Below are 19673 nucleotides of genomic sequence, written 5' to 3'. Positions count from 1 at the left end.
TAACCCCTCCTCAAACCATTCGGTTTTCCGAACACCCAACAACCGTTGGTTCGGTTTACCGGACACCAGCTCAACCCTCTCGCGCACAAAAACAAAATATACCCTTATAAATCATATAGATAACCCACGACCTACATGTGGCACGAGTCATGCTCTACACCTTTCGTTGAATGCATTGATCGCAGCGCGCCCCTGATTGGGCCGCCGTTAGAGCATTCGCTCTGTAAGCGGACCGCCCCTGTCGGTCCCACAAAAAAAACAAAGTCGAGGATTCACTGATGCGCATCGTTCCCCATCTTTTGGGCGCAGCAATCGCTGCCGCTCTGATTAGCACTCCAGTTTTCGCTGCCGAACTCACAGGCACACTGAAGAAAATCAAAGAGTCCGGCACCATCACCCTCGGACACCGTGATAGCTCGATTCCTTTTTCATATTTGGCGGATGCTTCCGGCGTTCCGGTTGGCTACTCCCACGATATCCAACTGAAAATCGTTGAAGCCATCAAGAAAGACCTGGACATGCCGGACCTGAAGGTCAAGTACAACCTGGTCACGTCGCAAACCCGTATCCCGCTGGTGCAGAACGGCACGGTGGACGTTGAATGTGGTTCCACTACCAACAACGCTGAACGCGGGCAACAGGTCGACTTCTCGGTCGGGATTTTCGAAATCGGCACGCGCCTGTTGTCGAAAAAAGACTCCGTCTATAAGGACTTCGCTGACCTTAAAGGCAAGAACGTCGTGACCACTGCGGGCACCACGTCCGAGCGCATCCTCAAAGCAATGAACGCTGACAAGCAGATGGGCATGAATGTGATCTCCGCTAAAGACCACGGCGAATCGTTCCAGATGCTGGAATCCGGTCGTGCTGTCGCGTTCATGATGGATGACGCCCTGCTCGCCGGTGAAATGGCCAAAGCCCGGACGCCCGCTGATTGGGCGGTGACCGGTGTGCCGCAATCATACGAAATCTACGGCTGCATGGTCCGCAAAGAAGACGCCCCGTTCAAGAAAGCCGTGGATGACGCCATTAAGGCCACCTTCGCTTCTGGCGAAATCAACACCATTTACAACAAGTGGTTCACTCAGCCGATCCCGCCTAAGGGCTTGAACCTGATGTTCCCGATGAGCGACCAACTCAAAGCGCTGATCGCCACCCCTACCGACAAGCCAGCTCCAGACGTAAAAATCTAAGCACCGGCTCATCCAATACCCGAGGGCGCCAACGCGCGCTCGGGTTTTGAATCGTTCGAAAGGAGGGGAAACCTGAATGAATTACAACTGGGACTGGGGCGTATTCCTCAAGTCCACCGGCATCGGCAACGAGATCTACCTGGACTGGTACCTGACCGGCCTGGGTTGGACCATCGCAATTGCCGTCGTCGCCTGGATAATCGCGCTGTTGCTGGGCTCTGTGCTCGGCGTCATGCGAACTGTGCCGAACCGTTGGGTATCGGGCATTGCCACGGTTTACGTGGAAATTTTCCGCAACGTTCCGCTGCTGGTGCAGCTGTTTATCTGGTACTTCCTGGTGCCGGATCTGCTGCCTGCCAATCTGCAGGAATGGTACAAGCAGGACTTGAACCCAACGACCTCGGCTTTTCTGAGCGTCGTGGTGTGTTTGGGTCTGTTCACTGCTGCACGGGTTTGCGAACAAGTGCGCACCGGCATTCAAGCGTTGCCCCGTGGCCAGGAGTCCGCTGCCAGGGCCATGGGTTTCAAGCTGCCACAGATCTACTGGAATGTGCTGCTGCCCCAGGCTTACCGCATCATCATTCCGCCGCTGACCTCTGAATTCCTGAACGTGTTCAAAAACTCGTCTGTGGCTTCGTTGATCGGCCTGATGGAGCTGCTCGCGCAGACCAAGCAGACCGCCGAGTTCTCGGCCAACTTGTTCGAAGCGTTCACCTTGGCAACCTTGATCTACTTCACCCTGAACATGAGCCTGATGCTGCTGATGCGCCTGATCGAGAAGAAAGTCGCGGTGCCCGGACTGATCTCTTTGGGGGGTAAATAATGGATTTCAGTGGAATTATTCCCGCGCTGCCTGGCATGTGGAACGGCATGATCATGACCCTGCAGCTGATGGTGCTGGGGGTTATTGGTGGTGTTGCGCTGGGCACGATTCTGGCGCTGATGCGGTTATCGTCAAGCAAACTGGCGGCGCGATTCGCCGGCGCTTACGTAAACTACTTTCGCTCGATCCCGCTGCTGTTGGTGATCACTTGGTTTTATCTGGCCGTGCCGTTCGTGCTGCGCTGGATCACCGGCCAAGACACCCCCATCGGCGCGTTCACCTCATGCTTAATCGCTTTCATGATGTTCGAGGCCGCGTACTTCTGCGAAATCGTTCGGGCCGGGGTTCAAGCCATTCCCAAGGGACAAATGGGTGCAGCCCAGGCGCTAGGCATGAACTACGGGCAAATGATGCGTTTGATCATCCTGCCTCAGGCGTTTCGCAAGATGACCCCGCTGCTGTTGCAGCAGAGCATCATCTTGTTTCAGGACACCTCGCTGGTTTACACCGTTGGCTTGGTCGATTTCCTGAACGCCTCACGCTCCAGTGGCGACATCATTGGCCGCTCCAATGAGTTCCTGATCTTCGCCGGTCTGGTGTATTTCGTGATCAGCTTTGCCGCCTCGCAGCTGGTGAAGCGTCTGCAAAAAAGGTTCGCCGTATGATTTCCATCAAAAATATCAACAAGTGGTATGGCGACTTTCAGGTGCTCACCAATTGCAGCACCGAAGTCAAAAAAGGTGAAGTAGTGGTGGTTTGCGGTCCTTCGGGCTCTGGCAAATCGACGCTGATCAAGTGCGTGAACGCGCTGGAACCGTTCCAGAAAGGTGACGTGATTGTCGACGGCACCTCCATCGCCGACCCAAAGACCAACCTGCCAAAACTGCGTTCTCGGGTCGGCATGGTGTTCCAGCATTTCGAGCTGTTCCCGCACCTGTCCATCGTTGAAAACCTGACCATCGCCCAGATTAAAGTCCTCGGCCGCAGCAAAGAAGAAGCCACCGATAAAGGCCTGAAACTGTTGGAACGGGTCGGTCTGTCGGCCCACGCCAATAAGCATCCGGGACAACTGTCTGGCGGCCAACAACAGCGCGTGGCGATTGCCCGTGCGTTGGCCATGGATCCGGTAGTGATGCTGTTCGACGAACCCACCTCGGCGCTTGACCCGGAAATGGTCAACGAAGTGCTCGACGTCATGGTGCAATTGGCCCAAGAAGGGATGACCATGATGTGCGTAACCCACGAAATGGGCTTCGCCCGTAAAGTGGCTAACCGAGTAATCTTCATGGACCAAGGGTCAATTGTCGAAGATTGTGAAAAAGAAGAATTCTTTGGGGATGTGACCGCTCGCTCCGAGCGTGCCCAGCAATTCCTCGCCAAGATTCTGCAGCACTAAGCAATCCCGGCTGTCCGTGCCCGCACTGATTGCGGCACGGACGCTGGTCGGTCCCGGACGACTGTGATGAAATGCGACCCCGAATCCTATCGCGCGCCCCCGCCATCACTTGCCGTGAAACCCCGCCTGATACGCCATCTGTTCATTCCCCCGCTGATCATGCTGCTGATGGTCGCGCTGGGCTACGTCAGCTATCTGGTCAGTGAGCGCAATGGCGTAAAAGCCCTGAGTGAAAATGGCCAGCGTCAGCTGGAGCTTCACGCCCGCACGGTCGAAAGCGAAATCAACCGCTACACCTACTTGCCGAGCGTGCTCGAACTCGAGTCCAGCGTTTCACGCCTGCTCAATGACCCGACGCCGGAACTCCGCCAGAACGTCAATGACTACCTCGAAGGGCTAAATCGCCGCAGCCGCAGTCGGGCGATTTACGTGCTCGACACCACCGGCCGAGTACTCGCCACCAGCAACTGGCGCGACGCCGACAGCTATCTGGGGGAAGACCTGTCGTTCCGTGCTTATTTTCAGGATGCCGTGCGCGGTCTGCCGGGGCGTTTTTACGGAATCGGCACTACCACTGGCGAGCCAGGTTATTACCTGGCCCACGGGTTGGAAGAGCAAGGCAAAATCATCGGAGTGGCAGTGATCAAGGTTCGCCTCGAAGCACTGGAAGAACGCTGGCAGCGCGCGCGCCTGGAGGCCTATGTCACCGACGAGAACGGCATCATTATCCTGTCGAGCGATCCGGCGCGCAGGCTCAAGTCGGTTCGCCCGCTGACGCCTGAAATCAAAGAGCGCCTTGCCCGCAGCCTGCAATATTACTGGTGGCCGCTCAACGAACTGGTGCCATTGGCCCGGGAGCCGCTGACCGAAGGGACGGAGAAACTGACCTTCCCTGCCAACAGCAGCGTCGATCACGAGCACACCCAGGTCAGTTACCTGGCACAGACTACTCAACTGGCCGACACGCCTTGGCACTTGACCTTGCTGACGCCGCTGGAAGAGTTGCAAAGCGAAGCCGCACGCCAAGGGATGTTGGTGGCGGTGGCCTGTGCGCTGGTGGCGTTTTTGCTGATTGCATGGAACGAGCGGCGCAAAGTCATCGCCACCCGGCTTGCTGCCCGCGAAGCGCTGCAAGCCGCCAATGACGAACTTGAACGCAAGATCGCCGAACGCACGGCGGATTTGCGCGCCAGTAACGAACGTCTGAAAAGTCAGATTCGGGAGCGACGCCAAGCGGAAGACACCTTGCGCCGAGCTCAGGATGAACTGGTCCAGGCCGGCAAACTGGCGGCCATCGGCCAGATGTCCACCAGCATCGCCCATGAACTCAACCAACCGTTGGCCGCCCTGCGCACCTTGTCCGGCAACACTGTTCGGTTCATTGAGCGCGGGGCTCTGGACACGGCCAGCACTAATTTGCGGACCATCAACGATCTGGTAGATCGCATGGGCCGAATAACCGCCAGCCTGCGCGCCTTCGCTCGACGCGGTGATGATCAGGGCCAAGCCTCTTTGGGCTTGGCAGTCGCCGCCGCACTGCAAATACTCGGTGGCCGGTTGGAAAATTTCCATCTGCAGCTGCATGAGCATTACGACAACGTGGCGCTGAAGATCGATCAGACGCGTCTAGAACAAATCCTGGTCAACCTGATGGGTAACGCGTTGGACGCCATGCACGGCAAACCGCAGCCTGAGTTGTGGCTGGAAGGCGAAATGGCCGACGGCCGTTACCGCCTGTTCGTGCGGGACAACGGCCACGGCATCGACTCCGAAGCACGCAAGCATTTGTTCGAACCGTTCTTTACCACCAAGCCGGGCGATCACGGTCTAGGGCTTGGATTGACCCTTTCCGCCAGTCTTGCCGCTGCGGCAGGTGGCACTCTCAGCGCGGAGCATCCACTCAGCGGCGGCACGACCTTTGTCCTCAGCCTGCCGCTGCTTACTGTTCCCAAGCCTCGTGGAGCCCAATTGATATGAATGAGCCTGGAAGCATGAACAGCGAGCTGACCGTTCTGATTGTCGAAGATGACCCGCACGTGCTGCTGGGTTGCCAGCAAGCGTTGGCGCTGGAAGACATCCGCAGCGAAGGTGTCGGCAGTGCCGAGGAAGCGCTGGCCCGAATCGGCGACAATTTTGCCGGTATTGTCATTAGCGATATTCGCTTGCCCGGCATCGACGGCTTGGAGTTATTGACCCGGCTCAAGGCCCGGGACCCGAGCCTGCCGGTGGTGCTCATCACCGGGCACGGCGACATTTCAATGGCCGTCAATGCGATGCGCGATGGCGCTTACGATTTCATGGAAAAACCCTTTTCCCCTGAACGCTTGGTTGAAGTGGCGCGACGTGCGTTGGAGCAGCGTGGTCTGGCGCGTGAAGTGTGGTCGCTGCGCCGACAACTGGCCGGACGCAGCTTGTTGGAGGGGCGGATCATCGGACGCTCCCCCGCCATGCAGAATTTGCGGGCATTGATCGCCAATGTCGCCGACACCTCGGCCAACGTGCTGATCGAAGGTGAAACCGGCACCGGTAAGGAATTGGTTGCCCGCTGCCTGCATGATTTCAGTCGTCGCCATACCCAGCAGTTCGTCGCACTCAATTGCGGCGGTCTGCCAGAGAGCCTGTTCGAAAGCGAAATTTTTGGCCACGAGGCCAACGCGTTTACTGGCGCCGGCAAACGACGGATCGGCAAGATCGAGCACGCGCACAACGGCACGTTGTTTCTCGATGAAGTGGAAAGCATGCCGCTGAACCTGCAAATCAAACTGCTGCGGGTATTGCAGGAACGAACTCTGGAGCGGCTGGGCTCGAATCAAAGCCTGGCGGTGGATTGCCGGGTCATCGCCGCGACCAAATCCGACCTGGATGAATTAAGCAAAGCCAGTCAGTTTCGCAGCGACCTATACTACCGGCTAAATGTGGTGACACTGGAACTCCCGCCCTTACGTGAGCGACGAGAAGACATCCTGCAATTGTTCGAGCACTTCTTGCAGGTATCGTCGTTACGCTTCGATCGCGAAACACCGGAATTGGACCGCCAGACGCTGTCGACCCTTATGACCCATGAATGGCCGGGCAACGTCAGGGAGCTGCGCAACGTCGCCGAGCGTTACGCGCTGGGTCTACCGGCGTTCAAAAAGTCGGGCACCAACACTGCCAGCAGCAGCCTGGACTTCGCTGAAGCGGTCGAAACCTTCGAAAAAAACCTGTTGACCGACGCCTTGCAACGCAGCGGTGGCAACCTTAGCCAGGCCAGCCAAGAACTGGGCATGGCCAAGACCACCCTGTTCGATAAAGTGAAAAAATACGGGCTGGGTTGATTGCCCAGCCGTTATCAAACACCGCATATCTCATTGAATTTAAGTAGTTAAACTGTATTTGTGGGTGCTGAAGTTGCTGCGGGGGGGCGACTATCTATAGCAGCCAACTTTTTGGTCGTTCTTGCGTTCTGTAGATACTCTTGTTGGCGAAAGTCCTTCGGACTAATCGCAGCCTTCGGCAGCTCCTACAAAGATCTGTGCAGCGCCAAAAACTGTGGGACCGAATTTATTCGGGAAGGCTTCCTTCTTGACACCCTGCAACCTCGAACCACACAAAGTGCTACCCAGTTTGCTGCGCTACGGCGCAGTGTCGAACACGTGGCGGTCGCAATTGGCTGCCTTCGGTTTCAACTGAAAGAATCGAGTTGCTGATTTTACGACTGCTGCGCAGCCAGTTTTGCAATTCAACTGTGGCCCACCCCTTGCATTACCTCGGGCCAACTTCTTGGAGCCGCACCCTTGACCCCTTCCGTGATGCTGCTAATCGCGCTGTGCATCGCTCTCGATGTCATTGGCCAAATTGCTTTCAAGCTCGGCCTCGATCGTTTACCGGAACACGTCGGTGGCTTTCGGCTGAGTACTTTCTGGCGACAGATCGCCGGGGCCCCGCTCTTGTGGTGCGGTGTTAGTTGCTATGCGGTGCTGTTCGTTGCCTGGTTGGAAGTGCTGTCACTGGCGCCGCTCAGCTTGGTATTTCCAGCCATCAGCCTGAGTTACTGCGGCGTGGTACTCGGCGGTCGGCTGGTGCTGGGTGAGACCGTCAGCCGTCGGCGCTGGTTGGGCACACTGGTCATCACTGCCGGCGTCATGCTGGTTTGCGGCACGGGAGCATGAGGTCGTTATGACAAACAATTGGATTGAAGGCCGCGGGGCCAGCGTGATGCTTTGGGTACTGCTGATCGCGTTCGAAAGCGGCGCACAGCTGTCGTTGAAAGTGGGTGGCGACGGCCTCGCCTCCATCCCATTTGGCGTGAACTGGTTGCTGGCAGCCGTGACCAGCGTCGCGGTGATGGTGGCGATTTTCTGCTACATCGGCTCTTTTCTGACCTGGATGCTGATTTTGCGCAGCAGCAAGTTGTCATTGGCTTTTCCGCTGAGCTCGCTGGTGTTTGTGGTGGTGCTGCTGGGTTCTTGGCTGGGCCTGGGCGAAAGCATCAGCGCTCTGCATTGGCTAGGCGTGTGCGTGATCATCGGCGGCATCGTGTTGCTGGCGGACGGAAAACAAGAGGCGTGATCGCTAGATCCAAGGAGCCAACGTGTTGGCTCCTTCAGTAGTCGCGGATCTAAAGCCCTTTAAAGTGATAAGCCACGGCGACGTTGACTTCAGTTTGGTTGTCATCGCCCTTCTCTCTGACGATAGAGCTGTCGGCCGCTGAGTTGGTCAAGTGAGTCCATGTAGCGCTGGTCAATAACGACCAGCCGTCAGCCAGCGGAATTTGCAGACTTTGAGTTAGCGCAACTTTCTGCAGACCGCCGCTGGCGTTGTAGGCCTGAATACCTGAAGCCTGGGCTTCTTGAGCACTTACGCCGAAAAATGTCTGTGCTTGGCGACCGTCTGCGTAATGGGCTACCACTTCGGTGTCGCCAATGACCCCCAGACCCAACGGATAACCTAGCTCGCCACCGACCCGACCGAGCACGCCACCCTGGCCATCGCTGCCGCCAACCGCGCGACCCATTTGCGCGAACACCCGCCAGAAATCAGCAGGGCTGTACTGCACAAAGCCACCGAACTCACCCATACCGGATACATCACGCAAACCGCGCAACGAACCCTCAGAGGTACGACCGGGTACGTAATTGGCGAACGGGCCAACGCTCCAGCCCTTATATTTGAAGGCCTTCCAGTTCAGGCCGTCATCGGAACTCAACCCCACATCGCCCCAATCCAGATCCATGTAAGGAAAAAAATCGACGTCATAACGGACGCCAGTTGGATCACTGGGCTTATAGCCGATCCCCGCGCCTAGATCGCCAGTAATGGCTTGGGCATAGCCCTGCGCACTGAAGCTGATAGCGCAGGCGAACACTGCAAAGCCGGTAAGGACCGAGCGAACGCGGCGATTGAAGGGAACTAAGGGCATGAACTTTCTCGAACTAATTGAGCCTACGTGAGTCAATCCCTGCACGGATCTGACACGCAAGCACTTATGTTGTTTGTAGCAAGCTACAAAAATTGTAGCTTGCCCACCCGATGCATTTACCCTCTCTGTCGCTGCCCCTCTCAACATTGGGCCTTGGGCGACTATTATTCGTATTGGCACAGTCTATGCTCTACCTCAGTGCAAGCGCAAAGAGCGCTCTCACTTTTAAGTAGGCACCTGCAGATGATGCATTGGCATATCGTGTGTGATTTCGATGGGACCGTCACCCAGACTGACGCGATAGATAACATCCTGGAACGTTTCGCTGATCGAAGCTGGGAAGCCATCGAAGACGAATGGCTGTCCGGCAAGATCGGTTCGCGAGAATGTCTGAGCCGTCAATTGGCAATGGTTAAAGCCACGCCGAACGAGCTTCTGGGTTATTTCGACACCGTCGGCATTGACCCGGCGTTTCCCGATTTCGTTGAGCTGGTGACGGGCCTCGGCGCCACGCTGGACATCGTGAGTGACGGCATTGAACAGGGCATCGCTCGCATTTTGTCGCGTAACAATGCGCCGCTGCTGCCGATCATTGCCAACCGCTTGCGTCAGGTCGGTCCTGATAGCTGGCGCATAGAATTTCCATATTCCAGCGACGCCTGCCGTGCTGCATCCGGCAACTGCAAATGCAAATCCGCGCCTTCTGGCAAACGCATATTGGTGATCGGCGACGGTCAATCCGATATGTGCGTCGCCGGGACCGCTGACTTCGTATTTGCCAAGGATCGCTTGGCTGAACATTGCGAACGCAATGGCATCCCATATGCCCGCTTCGATACGTTCGCCGATTTACCGGCCCTGCTCGCCCGCTTGCCTCACAGCGAACCGGCCCGCGCACACAGCCTCCCTCTTGAACAGCAGGAACTCTTCCACCATGTCTGATATCCGTATCGCTACCCCCGAAGACCAGATTCTTCTGGAAAAGGAAGCGAAATATTGCTCTTTCGGCGACACCGTTCACTACATCGATCCACCACGGATCTTCAACCGCTGTGAAGGTTCGTACGTTTACGACACCAGCGACCAGGCTTACCTCGATCTACAAATGTGGTACTCGGCCGTTAACTTCGGTTACGCCAACCCACGCTTGAACAATGCCCTCAAGGCACAGATCGATTCGATGCCGCAGATTGCCAGCCAATACCTGCACCGCGGCAAAATCGAGCTGTCGGAAATGATCGCGGTCGATGCCAAGAAGAAATTCGGCATGGACGGTCGCGTTCACTTCAACGTCGGCGGTTCGCAGTCCATCGAAGACTCCTTGAAAGTAGTGCGTAACGCGAGCAACGGCAAAAGCCTGATGTTTGCTTTCGAAGGCGGCTACCACGGCCGTACGCTGGGCGCATCCTCGATCACCTCGAGCTATCGCTACCGTCGCCGCTACGGCCATTTCGGCGAGCGCGCTCAGTTCGTTCCTTTCCCGTACCACTTCCGTGGCCCGAAAGGCATGACCAAAGAAGAATATGGCAGCTACTGCGTTCAGCAGTTCGCCCGCCTGTTCGAAACTGAGTACAACGGCGTCTGGGATCCTAAAACCAACCAGTGCGAATACGCAGCGTTCTACGTCGAGCCCATTCAAGGCACCGGCGGTTACGTTATTCCGCCAATGAACTTCTACAAAGAACTCAAACAAGTGCTGGATCAGCACGGCATCTTGATGGTTGTCGACGAAATCCAGATGGGTTTCTACCGCACCGGCAAGCTGTGGTCCATCGAGCACTTCGACGTCAAACCAGACGTTATCGTCTTCGGTAAAGCATTGACCAACGGCCTCAACCCACTAGGCGGCATTTGGGCACGTGAAGAGTTGATCAACCCAACGATCTTCCCACCTGGATCGACCCACTCCACCTTTGCCTCCAACCCACTGGGTACGGCGGTAGGTCTGGAAATGTTCAAAATGACCTCCGAAGTCGATTACGGCGCGATGGTCATGGAAAAGGGCAAGTACTTCCTGGCTGGCCTGCAAGACCTGCAAAAGCGCTACCCGATCATCGGCGACGTCGATGGCCTGGGCTTGGCACTGCGTGCAGAAATCTGTGGTCCAGACGGCTTCACGCCAGACAAAGCCACCCTCGACTTCATGGTTGATGAAGGCATGAAGGGCGACATCGAAATCGACGGCAAGAAACTTGGCCTGATTCTCGACGTGGGCGGCTACTACAAAAACGTTATCACCCTGGCTCCGTCGCTGGAAATCAGCTACGCAGAAATCGACTTGGGCATCGCCCTCCTCGACCGGCTGCTGCATCGGGCAATGAAGCGGTGAACCTGCCAGAGATCGATATGGGCGAAGGTAACGCCAGTTTCGTTCTCGGCAGTGGCCCGGTCGCGGTGTTGTTGATCCACGGCCTGACCGGCACCCCGACGGAACTCCGTCGGGTGGCCCAAGGCCTAGCCAAGCGGGGGTACACGGTTTACGTGCCCACGCTTGCCGGGCATTGCGGTGACAACGCCGATCTGCAAGCCACCGGCTGGAAAGACTGGTACGAAAGCGCGCGTAAAACGTTTGTCGGCATTCGCCAACGACACGAACAGGTGTTTGTCGGCGGGTTGTCCATGGGCGCTGTATTGTCCATGCACATGGCGGCCGAACATCCGGGGCAAGTGGCCGGTTTGATGCTGTACTCGACCACGTTGCGCTATGACGGCTGGAACATGCCTAAAGCTGCGGTATTGACACCGTTGCTGATGGCCATTCCGTTTGGCGTGCACTTGTGCCGCTTTAACGAAACCTCGCCGTACGGCATCAAAGACGCTCGCTTGCGCGCCATTGTTGAACGTCAGATGAAAGCCGGTGAAAGCAGCAATGCCGGGTTGTTGACGATGTCGGGCATTAACGTGCGCGAACTGCATCGTCTGGTAGCCGTGGTCAAGAAAGGCATGCGTTCAGTCAAAGCGCCTGCACTGATCTTGCATTCCATCGAAGACGACATCACCAGTCGCTGGAACGCAGATTATTGCGAGAAACATTTAGGTGGTCCTGTCACAAAAGTGATGCTGGATAACTGCTATCACATGATCACCGTGGACCTGCAATATCGAAAAGTGATTACATTGAGCGCGGACTTCATTGACCACGTGATAGAACAATTGCCTACTGCAACGGTCCCTTTAAACGATCAGCGACAAATAGCCTGATACCACCATGCTCATCGCCCATGTTTCTTTCAGTTTTCCCAGCAGTCATTACCATGGCTGCTTGTACGGGGCGCTGAATGAGTGGGGCGAGGCTGGCAACGCTCGCCGTTCTTCGGAACGATTACAACCTGGCATGGCTGCTCCGATAAGCGAACGTTGATGATCGATAACCGATGACCGAAGAATTCCGTTCCTCCCAGCAACCTTTTTCGCTATCGCGCTGGACCTTGCAGCGCAAACTGGTACTAGCGTTCTGGCTGGTCAGCGTAATTCCGACGATGATCGCTGCCGAACTCGCAGCGACCACGCTGTCGCAGATTTTTGAAAGTAACGTTCGGATCTGGCTGCAAGAATCAACCCGGATCGTCCAGGACGAAATCAGCGAAATCCAGCGCGACAACTCCAGGGTTTCGCAACTGTTCCTGCAAAACACCCGCCCCTCCGCGCCCTCGTCACCTCGACACAACAAATTAACCTCCGATCTCGCCAATGCCATGGGCATCGACGTGGTCGCCTTGATTCGCAGCAAAGACCACAAAGTGGTGTTTTCCACGGTTTCCGACAATATCATCGATCAGATCAGCCTCGCCCCTAACGCGGTGCTGCAAACCATCCATAACGGCAGCGTATTCGCCGGTGTCGTGGTCTCGACGTATCAGTCCACTCAGGATGGCGTCGATTATGAATTGCTGATCGGGACCTACCTGGACAGCAGTTTTCTCACCAGCGTGGCCGACGTGCACTCCCTCGACCTGCGTCTGTACATGAACGACGCTGGAGGTTTCAGCGAGATTTTCTCGACCCAGCGCTTCATGAATCACCCAGCTATCGTCCCACGCCGAATCGAACAGATCCTACGTGACACCAAAGAGCCCAGCGAACAATCCACAAGCGCCTACTCCGGCCTGTATACGCCTATTTTCAATGACAACGGCGAGCTACAAGGCATCATTTTCAGTGGCCTGTTGCGCCACACGACGCTGGTCGGGCTGGTCAACCAGACCAACTTGTTCCTGGCTATTCTGTTGCTGGGCTCGGTGTTGTCATTGAGTGTCGGCTGGTTGATTTCCCGACGCCTGACCGGGCCTTTGCGCAAACTCTCCGAAGGCGTGCGAGCAGTGACGGCCGGTGACTATCGGCAGCGGGTTGAAGTGGTTGGCAGCGATGCGATCGCTGAGCTGAGCGCGACCTTCAACCACATGACCGAACGCCTGAAAGAGCTTCAGCATCTGGAAGCTCAGCTACGCCGCCGCGACCGTCTGCATGCACTGGGCGAAGTGGCCATGGGCCTGGCGCACGAAATCCGAAATCCACTGGGCATCATCAAAACGGCCACCCAGTTGCTGCACCGTCGCGCATCGCTGCCCGAAACCGACATGCGCCATCTGGAATACGTTATTTCCGAAGTCACTCGGATCAACGACCTAATTACCGAGTTTCTGGATTTCGCCAAACCCAGTCCGCCGATGCGCTCGACACAATTGGCCAAGCCACTGCTGGAGGACCTGCTGGGGTTCTGCGCACCGGAGTTGTCGACCCATAATATCGACGCAGAGATCATCGAACACGACCCCAACTCCACGATTTATGCGGACTCCCGACAATTGACTCAAGCCTGTCTGAACTTGGTCCTTAATGCGATTGATGCCATGCCTGGCGGCGGGACACTGACGATTGACCTCTCCTCTGATCAGGAAACTACAATCATCAGCATTGCCGACAGCGGCCAAGGTGTTGAATCCGACATGATCGAGCGTATTTTCAATCCTTTCGTCACCACCAAGGCCTCCGGTACTGGATTGGGCTTGGCGAAGGTTTACTCGATTATGGACAACCATGACGGCCGGGTAGAGTGCGTCAGTCAAGTGGGGGCCGGAGCAACATTCAATCTTTACCTGCCCGCCCATGACGGAGGCCTGGCATGAGTCATAACGTACTGGTGGTCGACGATGAACCCAAACTCTGTGATTTGTTGGCGTCGGCGCTGAGCCAAGGCGAGATTCAAGTGTTTACCGCCGGCAATGGCCTGCATGCCCTGGCCGTACTCGAACGCGAAGAAATTGATCTGGTGATCAGCGATTGGCGTATGCCTGGGATGGACGGACCGCAGTTGTTGGCGGAAATAAAAGTTCGCTACCCAGACTTGCCAGTCATCGTCATGACCGCCTACAGCACGGTAAAAAACGCCGTGCAATCAATGCGCAATGGCGCTTTTGATTACATCAGCAAACCGTTCGACATCGACGAACTGGACATCACCGTCAACAAAGCGCTGCAGTTTCGCGACATCCTGCGTGACAACACACGCCTGCGTGCCGAACTCGATCAACACCAGCAAATCGACAGTCTGGTAGGTGAAAGCCCGGCCTTTCGTCTCGTACTGCAAGCGGTGGACTCCGTGCGTGACAGCAACGCGACGATTCTGCTGACCGGCGAAAGCGGCACTGGCAAAGAGATGGTTGCTCGTGCGATTCACAAGCACGGCAACCGTGCCGGCAAACCCTTTATCGCAGTCAACTGCGCAGCGATCCCGGAAGGTTTGCTCGAAAGCGAAATGTTCGGTCATCGCAAAGGGGCTTTTACCGGCGCAGTGGCGGATAGGGTCGGGCGCTTTATGCAGGCTGACAAAGGCACGTTGTTTTTGGATGAAGTCGGCGACATGCCCTTAGCGCTGCAAGCAAAGATTTTGCGCGCCCTGCAAGAACGGGTGATCGAGCCGGTGGGCGACTCCCGTGAGCGCAAAGTTGATGTTCGGGTAATTGCCGCGACCAACAAGAATCTGTTGGAAGCAGTGGCGAACAAAGAATTTCGCGAAGACCTTTATTACCGCCTGAATGTTTTTCCGATTCCGTTGCCCGCTTTGCGCGAACGGCCTGAAGACATCGCCCCGCTGGCGCGGCATTTCGCCCATGTGCTGGGCGCCACGGCAGGTAAACGCATTACCGGTTTCAGCGCAGATGCGCTGCAGGCCATGGCCAACTATCCGTGGCCAGGCAATATTCGCGAGCTACAGAATTGCGTGGAACGCGCCACCATCGTCGCGTCGAGTAACACCATCGAAGAGAACGACCTGCCCGCCTACCTGTTCGGCTCGCGGCCTATCGTCAGCGGCGGCGGTCGGCTGCTCGCAGAGGGTGTAGCCGTTCCCGAGAACCTGGAAGCGGCGCTGGCCGACGTAGAAAAAGCCTACATCCTTGCCGCATTGCAAGAAACCAACGGCGTCCAAGCCGCTGCCGCGCAGTTGATCGGCATCTCGGAACGCAGCTTTTGGTATCGGCTGAAAAAGCTTGAGATCCATGTGGACAAGATTGTTCGTTGAGCTGAGCATTGGAGAAGCGCGCTGGTCCCACGACCGGCTGCGAAGCCGCCGTAAAAGCAGCGACTCAATTTTTTCAGCTGCAACGAGTTAGCCCATTGGGACCGCTTCGCGATCCATCGCGCTCCTACAACGTTATCCGCGCAGGTTTATTCGACCGCTACTGACTCGCTGATGATCTGCCGAATAGCGCTGGAAAAAGCTTCCACCGGCTGCCCTCCCGACACCGCATATCGATCGTTGAAGACAATGGTTGGCACCGAGCTGATACCGCGGGCAACCCACAACTTTTCCAGCTCACGCACTTGAGCGCTGTATTCGCCGGTGGTCAAAATCGACTCTGCCCGCTGACGATCCAACCCGACCTGCTCAGCCACATTTGCCAATACAGTGTGATTTGAAGGATCGGCGTGGTCGGTGAAGTACGCACTGAACAACGCTTCTTTCAGTGCCTGCTGCTTGCCTTCCAGCTCAGCCCAATGCAACAGACGGTGCGCATCGAAGGTGTTGTAGATGCGCCGGTCGCCCTGGGAGAACGTGAAGCCTAGCTCGGCGCCTCGCTGACGAATCATTTCGCGGTTCTGTTTTGATTGCTCAGGGGTCGAGCCGTATTTCTCGAAGATGTGCTCGTTGAGGTCTTGGCCTTCGGCTGGCATCTTCGGATTAAGTTCGAACGGCTGGAAATGGATCTCAGCCTTGACCTCATCACCCAATTGCGCCAGCGCCTGGTTCAGGGCCCGCAGGCCGACCACACACCACGGGCAGGAAACATCGGAGACGAAATCGATTTTCAGGGCAGTACTCATGGGACCCTCGCTCACGTTTTAGCAGTGGGAAAGTCTGCACTTTACACCCTCATACCTAGCCCTTCATCAGACTACAACTGCGCAATATGGCTACCGTCCTGCCGATGCGCTCTCAAATACGGCAAAACTGCCCCTAGCAGCGGGGCCTTGAACGCCTCTTGAAAACGATGGGCCAAGCCGGGAATCAAGCGCAACTGGCTGCCCTGGATATGCGCGGCGACATGGATGCCATGCATCACCGGCAGTAAAGGATCGGCGGTGCCATGCACCACCAGCGTTGGTACTCGCAGACGGTCCAGCAACTCAACCCGGCTTGGCTCGGCCAGAATCGCCAGAATTTGCCGCTTCACGCCGTCCGGATTAAACGCTCGGTCGTAGGACACTGCTGCCTGTTGCAGCAGCAGTTTGCGGTCATCCACCACCTGCGGGCTGCCCAACGCAGCCAGCAAATCAGCCTGCTGTTCGACGGCCACTTCGCGGTTGGGCGCACTGCGACGGCTCAGTAATTGCAGCAACGCCGGGGTCGGCATGGGCAGGCCCGGCGCGCCGGAACTGGTCATGATCAGGGTCAGGCTTTCGACCCGATCAGGCGCCATATCGGCCAAGTGTTGAGCAATCATGCCGCCCATACTCGCGCCCAGCACATGGAATTGGCGAACATGCAGCGCGTCCATCAACCCCAAGGTGTCGTTGGCCATATCCGTCAATGAATACGGCGCAGAAACCGTCAGCCCGAGTTTGTAGCGCAGCACTTCAAAGGTCAGGTTGGGGCTGGCAGGCGCCTGCACCCACGTTGACAAACCGGCATCACGGTTATCGTAGCGAATCACCCGAAAACCTTGCTGGCAGAGCGCGACCACGACTTCGTCAGGCCAGTGAATCAGTTGTCCACCCAGGCCCATGACCAATACCAACGCCGGATCGGAATCGCGCCCGATGCTTTGGTAAGCCACGTGAACCTCTTTAAGGTCAGCCATTTGAGTGGGGACGTTTACGTCACACCGAGACGCCGCAAAAGTCGGCAGGCCGCACAGCAGCGCGACCCAAAAAATAAACACCCGCATGAAAAACACCAAGCCAGCCATCCCCAATAGCCGCGCAGTGTGCTGATGTTTTCAAACCCGCGCTGCCACAGTTACGTGACAATTTGATGAAGGGGGCTGAACGGTAGGTTGATAGCAAAATACCAATTCTCCGTAGGGTTTTAGATCATGCCAATTCCCTTCTTAATTGCCGCGCCGCTGCGACCATATTGATTAACGCCGCTTCGGTCTCCGGCCATGCACGGGTTTTCAAGCCGCAATCCGGGTTTACCCACAGCCGCTCGGCGGGAATATGCTTCACCGCTTTTCTCATCAGGTTAACCATCTGCGCCGTGTCCGGTACCTGGGGCGAATGGATGTCGTAGACGCCAGGACCAATATCATTCGGGTAGTCGAACGCTTCAAACGCCTGAAGCAGCTCCATGTCCGAACGCGAGGTTTCGATGGTAATCACGTCAGCGTCCATGGCAGCAATGGCCTCGATCACGTCGTTGAATTCGCTGTAGCACATGTGGGTGTGGATCTGGGTGTCGTCGCGCACACCGCAGGCGCACAAGCCGAAAGCTTCAACGGCCCAGTCCAGATATTCCTGCCACTGTGCTCGACGCAGGGGCAGACCTTCACGAAAAGCAGCTTCGTCGATTTGCACAATCTTGATCCCGGCTCTTTCGAGGTCTGCCACTTCGTCGCGAATCGCTAACGCCAACTGCTGCGCCTGAACTTTGCGTGACACATCCTCACGCGGGAACGACCACATCAGCATGGTCACCGGGCCGGTCAGCATGCCCTTCATGACCTTGTTGGTCAGGCTTTGCGCGTAGCGAGTCCATTCAACGGTCATTGGCTGTGGGCGGCTCACGTCACCGAAAATCACCGCTGGTTTCACACACCGTGAACCGTAGCTTTGTACCCAACCAAACTCGCTGAACGCGTACCCGTCCAATTGCTCGGCGAAGTACTCGACCATATCGTTGCGCTCGGCCTCGCCGTGGACCAGCACGTCCAACCCCAGACGCTCTTGGACCTGCACCGCATGGCGAATTTCGCTGTGCATGGCATCGGTATAGTCGCTGATCGACAACGACCCGCGCTTGAACGATTGCCGAGCCAAACGGATCGACGCGGTTTGCGGGAATGAGCCAATAGTGGTGGTCGCAAATGCCGGCAGATTCAACCGCGCCCGCTGCCGTTCGATGCGTTCAACGAACGGCGACTGGCGTTGGCTGTCAGCTTCGGTAATCGCCGCCAATCGGGCTTGGACCTCCGGCTTATGGATGCGCGGTGACTGCTGACGCCTGAGCTGAACGGCGCGACTTCCAGTCAAAACATCCTGCATGGCGGGCTTGTCTGGATGATTTAACGCGACGCTGAGCACGGCGATTTCTTCGCATTTTTGTACCGCAAACGCCAACCAACTTTTCAATTCGGCATCCAACTGGTCTTCGCGCTGAAGATTTACCGGGCTGTGCAGCAACGAGCACGAACTGGCGACCCACAGGTTGTCGCCAAATCGTAGTTGCGCTTCTTGAAGTTGTTCCAATGCCTTGTCCAGATCACAGCGCCAGACGTTGCGCCCATTGACCACGCCCAGCGACAGGATTTTGTAAGGCGGCACACGACTGAGCACATTGGAAAGCTGTTCCGGCGCGCGAACCAGATCAACGTGCAGGCCATCAACCGGCAGCGACGCGGCCAGTCCAAGGTTGTCTTCCAGGCCGCCAAAGTAAGTCGCCACCAGCTTTTTCAACGGCGAAAACTGCAGCATGTGATAAGCGCGCTCAAAAGCGTTTTTCCATTCCTGGGGCAGATCTAGGGTCAGAATAGGTTCATCAATCTGTACCCATTCCACGCCTTGTGCCGCCAGACGACCGAGGATTTCGCCATACACCGGCAGCAAGCGTTCGAGCAGATCCAGCTTGTCGAAGCTGTTGCCTTTGGCTTTGCCGAGCCACAGGTAGGTCAATGGGCCAATCAGCACTGGTTTGACGTCATGACCGAGGGTTTTGGCCTCCTCGACTTCTTCGAACAGCTGTTCCCAGCTCAACTGGAAACACTGATCGGCGGTAAATTCCGGCACCAGATAGTGGTAGTTGGTATCGAACCACTTGGTCAGCTCTTGCGCGTATTGCGCTTGGCCGTGGGTGTGGCTGCCGCAACAACTGTCGTAAGCGCCTCGAGCCATGGCGAACAGGGTGTCGAGGGTCGGCAAGCCCTGGTCGTTGGTGGTGGCGCTAAAGCGCTGCGCAACAACACCCAACATTAGCGAGTGAGTCAGCACGTGGTCGTACCAGGCGAAATCTCCTACCGGCAGCAGATCAATGCCGGCGTCTTTCTGCACCTGCCAGTGAGCAGCGCGCAACGTGCGGCCGGTCGAGCGTAAACCCTCAGCATCGAGGTCGCCCTTCCAGTAAGCCTCTAGGGCTTTTTTTAGTTCACGGTCTGCGCCAATGCGCGGAAATCCAAGGGTGTGGGCCAAGGCCATGACAACGTCCTC

17 protein-coding genes are annotated in these 19673 nt (G+C 56.7%); 13 read left to right on the top strand and 4 right to left on the bottom strand.

Going from position 1 to position 19673, the window contains the following annotated elements; genetic code table 11:
* Nucleotides 1-278: 278 nt before the first annotated feature.
* The 8 genes from RHM65_RS11700 to RHM65_RS11665 all read left to right on the top strand — a co-directional run bounded on the left by RHM65_RS11700 (nt 279) and on the right by RHM65_RS11665 (nt 7963).
* Entirely contained in the window at nt 279-1193 is a 915-nt protein-coding gene (locus RHM65_RS11700; protein WP_322165823.1) for a glutamate/aspartate ABC transporter substrate-binding protein, read from the top strand.
* 76 nt (nt 1194-1269) lie between these two features.
* Nucleotides 1270-2016 (top strand): amino acid ABC transporter permease, encoded by a 747-nt coding sequence (locus RHM65_RS11695; RefSeq protein WP_322165824.1) that lies wholly within the window; start codon nt 1270-1272, stop codon nt 2014-2016.
* The gene (locus tag RHM65_RS11690) at nt 2013-2681 is read left to right on the top strand and encodes an amino acid ABC transporter permease (RefSeq protein WP_322185320.1); all 669 of its coding nucleotides are present in this window, start codon (nt 2013-2015) and stop codon (nt 2679-2681) included. Before RHM65_RS11695 ends, RHM65_RS11690 begins: the two co-directional genes overlap by 4 nt.
* On the top strand, nt 2678-3412 hold the full coding sequence (locus RHM65_RS11685) for an amino acid ABC transporter ATP-binding protein (protein WP_322165825.1): 735 nt from the start codon (nt 2678-2680) through the stop codon (nt 3410-3412). The genes RHM65_RS11690 and RHM65_RS11685 overlap by 4 nt, the downstream gene beginning before the upstream one ends.
* A 66-nt stretch (nt 3413-3478) precedes the next feature.
* Complete coding sequence (locus tag RHM65_RS11680; protein WP_322165826.1) at nt 3479-5389, top strand: sensor histidine kinase; 1911 nt, start codon at nt 3479-3481, stop codon at nt 5387-5389.
* A 14-nt stretch (nt 5390-5403) separates the two neighbouring features.
* The gene (locus tag RHM65_RS11675) at nt 5404-6729 is read left to right on the top strand and encodes a sigma-54 dependent transcriptional regulator (protein ID WP_322165827.1); all 1326 of its coding nucleotides are present in this window, start codon (nt 5404-5406) and stop codon (nt 6727-6729) included.
* Between the two features lie 459 nt (nt 6730-7188).
* Nucleotides 7189-7563 (top strand): EamA family transporter, encoded by a 375-nt coding sequence (locus RHM65_RS11670; RefSeq protein ID WP_322165828.1) that lies wholly within the window; start codon nt 7189-7191, stop codon nt 7561-7563.
* 7 nt (nt 7564-7570) lie between these two features.
* On the top strand, nt 7571-7963 hold the full coding sequence (locus RHM65_RS11665; RefSeq protein WP_322165829.1) for an EamA family transporter: 393 nt from the start codon (nt 7571-7573) through the stop codon (nt 7961-7963).
* A 49-nt stretch (nt 7964-8012) separates the two neighbouring features.
* Here the strand turns inward: RHM65_RS11665 and RHM65_RS11660 are convergent, their stop codons facing one another.
* A complete protein-coding gene (locus tag RHM65_RS11660) occupies nt 8013-8813 on the bottom strand; it encodes a MipA/OmpV family protein (protein ID WP_322185104.1) in 801 nt (266 codons plus the stop codon).
* 243 nt (nt 8814-9056) lie between these two features.
* On the opposite strand from RHM65_RS11660, the gene RHM65_RS11655 reads away from it, so the two are divergent.
* The 5 genes from RHM65_RS11655 to RHM65_RS11635 all read left to right on the top strand — a co-directional run bounded on the left by RHM65_RS11655 (nt 9057) and on the right by RHM65_RS11635 (nt 15333).
* Nucleotides 9057-9755 carry an HAD-IB family phosphatase gene (locus tag RHM65_RS11655; protein ID WP_322165831.1) on the top strand — a complete coding sequence of 233 codons (699 nt, stop codon included), beginning with the start codon at nt 9057-9059 and terminating at the stop codon, nt 9753-9755.
* Nucleotides 9748-11142 carry an aspartate aminotransferase family protein gene (locus tag RHM65_RS11650; protein WP_322165832.1) on the top strand — a complete coding sequence of 465 codons (1395 nt, stop codon included), beginning with the start codon at nt 9748-9750 and terminating at the stop codon, nt 11140-11142. Before RHM65_RS11655 ends, RHM65_RS11650 begins: the two co-directional genes overlap by 8 nt.
* Nucleotides 11139-12014 (top strand): alpha/beta hydrolase, encoded by an 876-nt coding sequence (locus RHM65_RS11645; protein WP_322165833.1) that lies wholly within the window; start codon nt 11139-11141, stop codon nt 12012-12014. Before RHM65_RS11650 ends, RHM65_RS11645 begins: the two co-directional genes overlap by 4 nt.
* A 173-nt stretch (nt 12015-12187) precedes the next feature.
* Nucleotides 12188-13939, top strand: coding sequence for a sensor histidine kinase (locus RHM65_RS11640; protein WP_322165834.1), 1752 nt, complete (start codon nt 12188-12190; stop codon nt 13937-13939).
* Nucleotides 13936-15333, top strand: a complete 1398-nt coding sequence (locus RHM65_RS11635) for a sigma-54 dependent transcriptional regulator (RefSeq protein ID WP_322165835.1) — start codon at nt 13936-13938, stop codon at nt 15331-15333. Before RHM65_RS11640 ends, RHM65_RS11635 begins: the two co-directional genes overlap by 4 nt.
* 146 nt (nt 15334-15479) lie before the next feature.
* Here RHM65_RS11635 and RHM65_RS11630 read toward each other — a convergent pair whose 3' ends face one another.
* The 3 genes from RHM65_RS11630 to metE all read right to left on the bottom strand — a co-directional run bounded on the left by RHM65_RS11630 (nt 15480) and on the right by metE (nt 19661).
* Nucleotides 15480-16136 (bottom strand): DsbA family oxidoreductase, encoded by a 657-nt coding sequence (locus RHM65_RS11630; RefSeq protein ID WP_322165836.1) that lies wholly within the window; start codon nt 16134-16136, stop codon nt 15480-15482.
* Between the two features lie 71 nt (nt 16137-16207).
* A complete protein-coding gene (locus RHM65_RS11625; RefSeq protein WP_322185102.1) occupies nt 16208-17200 on the bottom strand; it encodes an alpha/beta hydrolase in 993 nt (330 codons plus the stop codon).
* Between the two features lie 145 nt (nt 17201-17345).
* Nucleotides 17346-19661 carry a 5-methyltetrahydropteroyltriglutamate--homocysteine S-methyltransferase gene (gene metE, locus RHM65_RS11620; protein ID WP_322185318.1) on the bottom strand — a complete coding sequence of 772 codons (2316 nt, stop codon included), beginning with the start codon at nt 19659-19661 and terminating at the stop codon, nt 17346-17348.
* Between the last annotated feature and the right edge of the window lie 12 nt (nt 19662-19673).

The organism is Pseudomonas sp. CCI4.2 (genome assembly GCF_034350045.1).
Taxonomy (GTDB): Bacteria; Pseudomonadota; Gammaproteobacteria; order Pseudomonadales; family Pseudomonadaceae; genus Aquipseudomonas.
Note: the sequence above shows the minus strand (reverse complement) of the source record. Positions and strands in the feature narration are given on the sequence as shown.

What these genes read in the sequence shown, in the direction of transcription:
- RHM65_RS11650 (WP_322165832.1), top strand. Translation starts at nt 9,748, where the DNA reads ATGTCTGATATCCGTATCGCTACCCCCGAAGACCAGATTCTTCTGGAA.
- metE (WP_322185318.1), bottom strand. Translation starts at nt 19,661, where the DNA reads ATGGCCTTGGCCCACACCCTTGGATTTCCGCGCATTGGCGCAGACCGT.
- RHM65_RS11680 (WP_322165826.1), top strand. Translation starts at nt 3,479, where the DNA reads ATGAAATGCGACCCCGAATCCTATCGCGCGCCCCCGCCATCACTTGCC.
- RHM65_RS11655 (WP_322165831.1), top strand. Translation starts at nt 9,057, where the DNA reads ATGATGCATTGGCATATCGTGTGTGATTTCGATGGGACCGTCACCCAG.
- RHM65_RS11665 (WP_322165829.1), top strand. Translation starts at nt 7,571, where the DNA reads ATGACAAACAATTGGATTGAAGGCCGCGGGGCCAGCGTGATGCTTTGG.
- RHM65_RS11695 (WP_322165824.1), top strand. Translation starts at nt 1,270, where the DNA reads ATGAATTACAACTGGGACTGGGGCGTATTCCTCAAGTCCACCGGCATC.
- RHM65_RS11630 (WP_322165836.1), bottom strand. Translation starts at nt 16,136, where the DNA reads ATGAGTACTGCCCTGAAAATCGATTTCGTCTCCGATGTTTCCTGCCCG.
- RHM65_RS11640 (WP_322165834.1), top strand. Translation starts at nt 12,188, where the DNA reads ATGACCGAAGAATTCCGTTCCTCCCAGCAACCTTTTTCGCTATCGCGC.
- RHM65_RS11660 (WP_322185104.1), bottom strand. Translation starts at nt 8,813, where the DNA reads ATGCCCTTAGTTCCCTTCAATCGCCGCGTTCGCTCGGTCCTTACCGGC.
- RHM65_RS11625 (WP_322185102.1), bottom strand. Translation starts at nt 17,200, where the DNA reads ATGCGGGTGTTTATTTTTTGGGTCGCGCTGCTGTGCGGCCTGCCGACT.
- RHM65_RS11635 (WP_322165835.1), top strand. Translation starts at nt 13,936, where the DNA reads ATGAGTCATAACGTACTGGTGGTCGACGATGAACCCAAACTCTGTGAT.
- RHM65_RS11685 (WP_322165825.1), top strand. Translation starts at nt 2,678, where the DNA reads ATGATTTCCATCAAAAATATCAACAAGTGGTATGGCGACTTTCAGGTG.
- RHM65_RS11675 (WP_322165827.1), top strand. Translation starts at nt 5,404, where the DNA reads ATGAACAGCGAGCTGACCGTTCTGATTGTCGAAGATGACCCGCACGTG.
- RHM65_RS11700 (WP_322165823.1), top strand. Translation starts at nt 279, where the DNA reads ATGCGCATCGTTCCCCATCTTTTGGGCGCAGCAATCGCTGCCGCTCTG.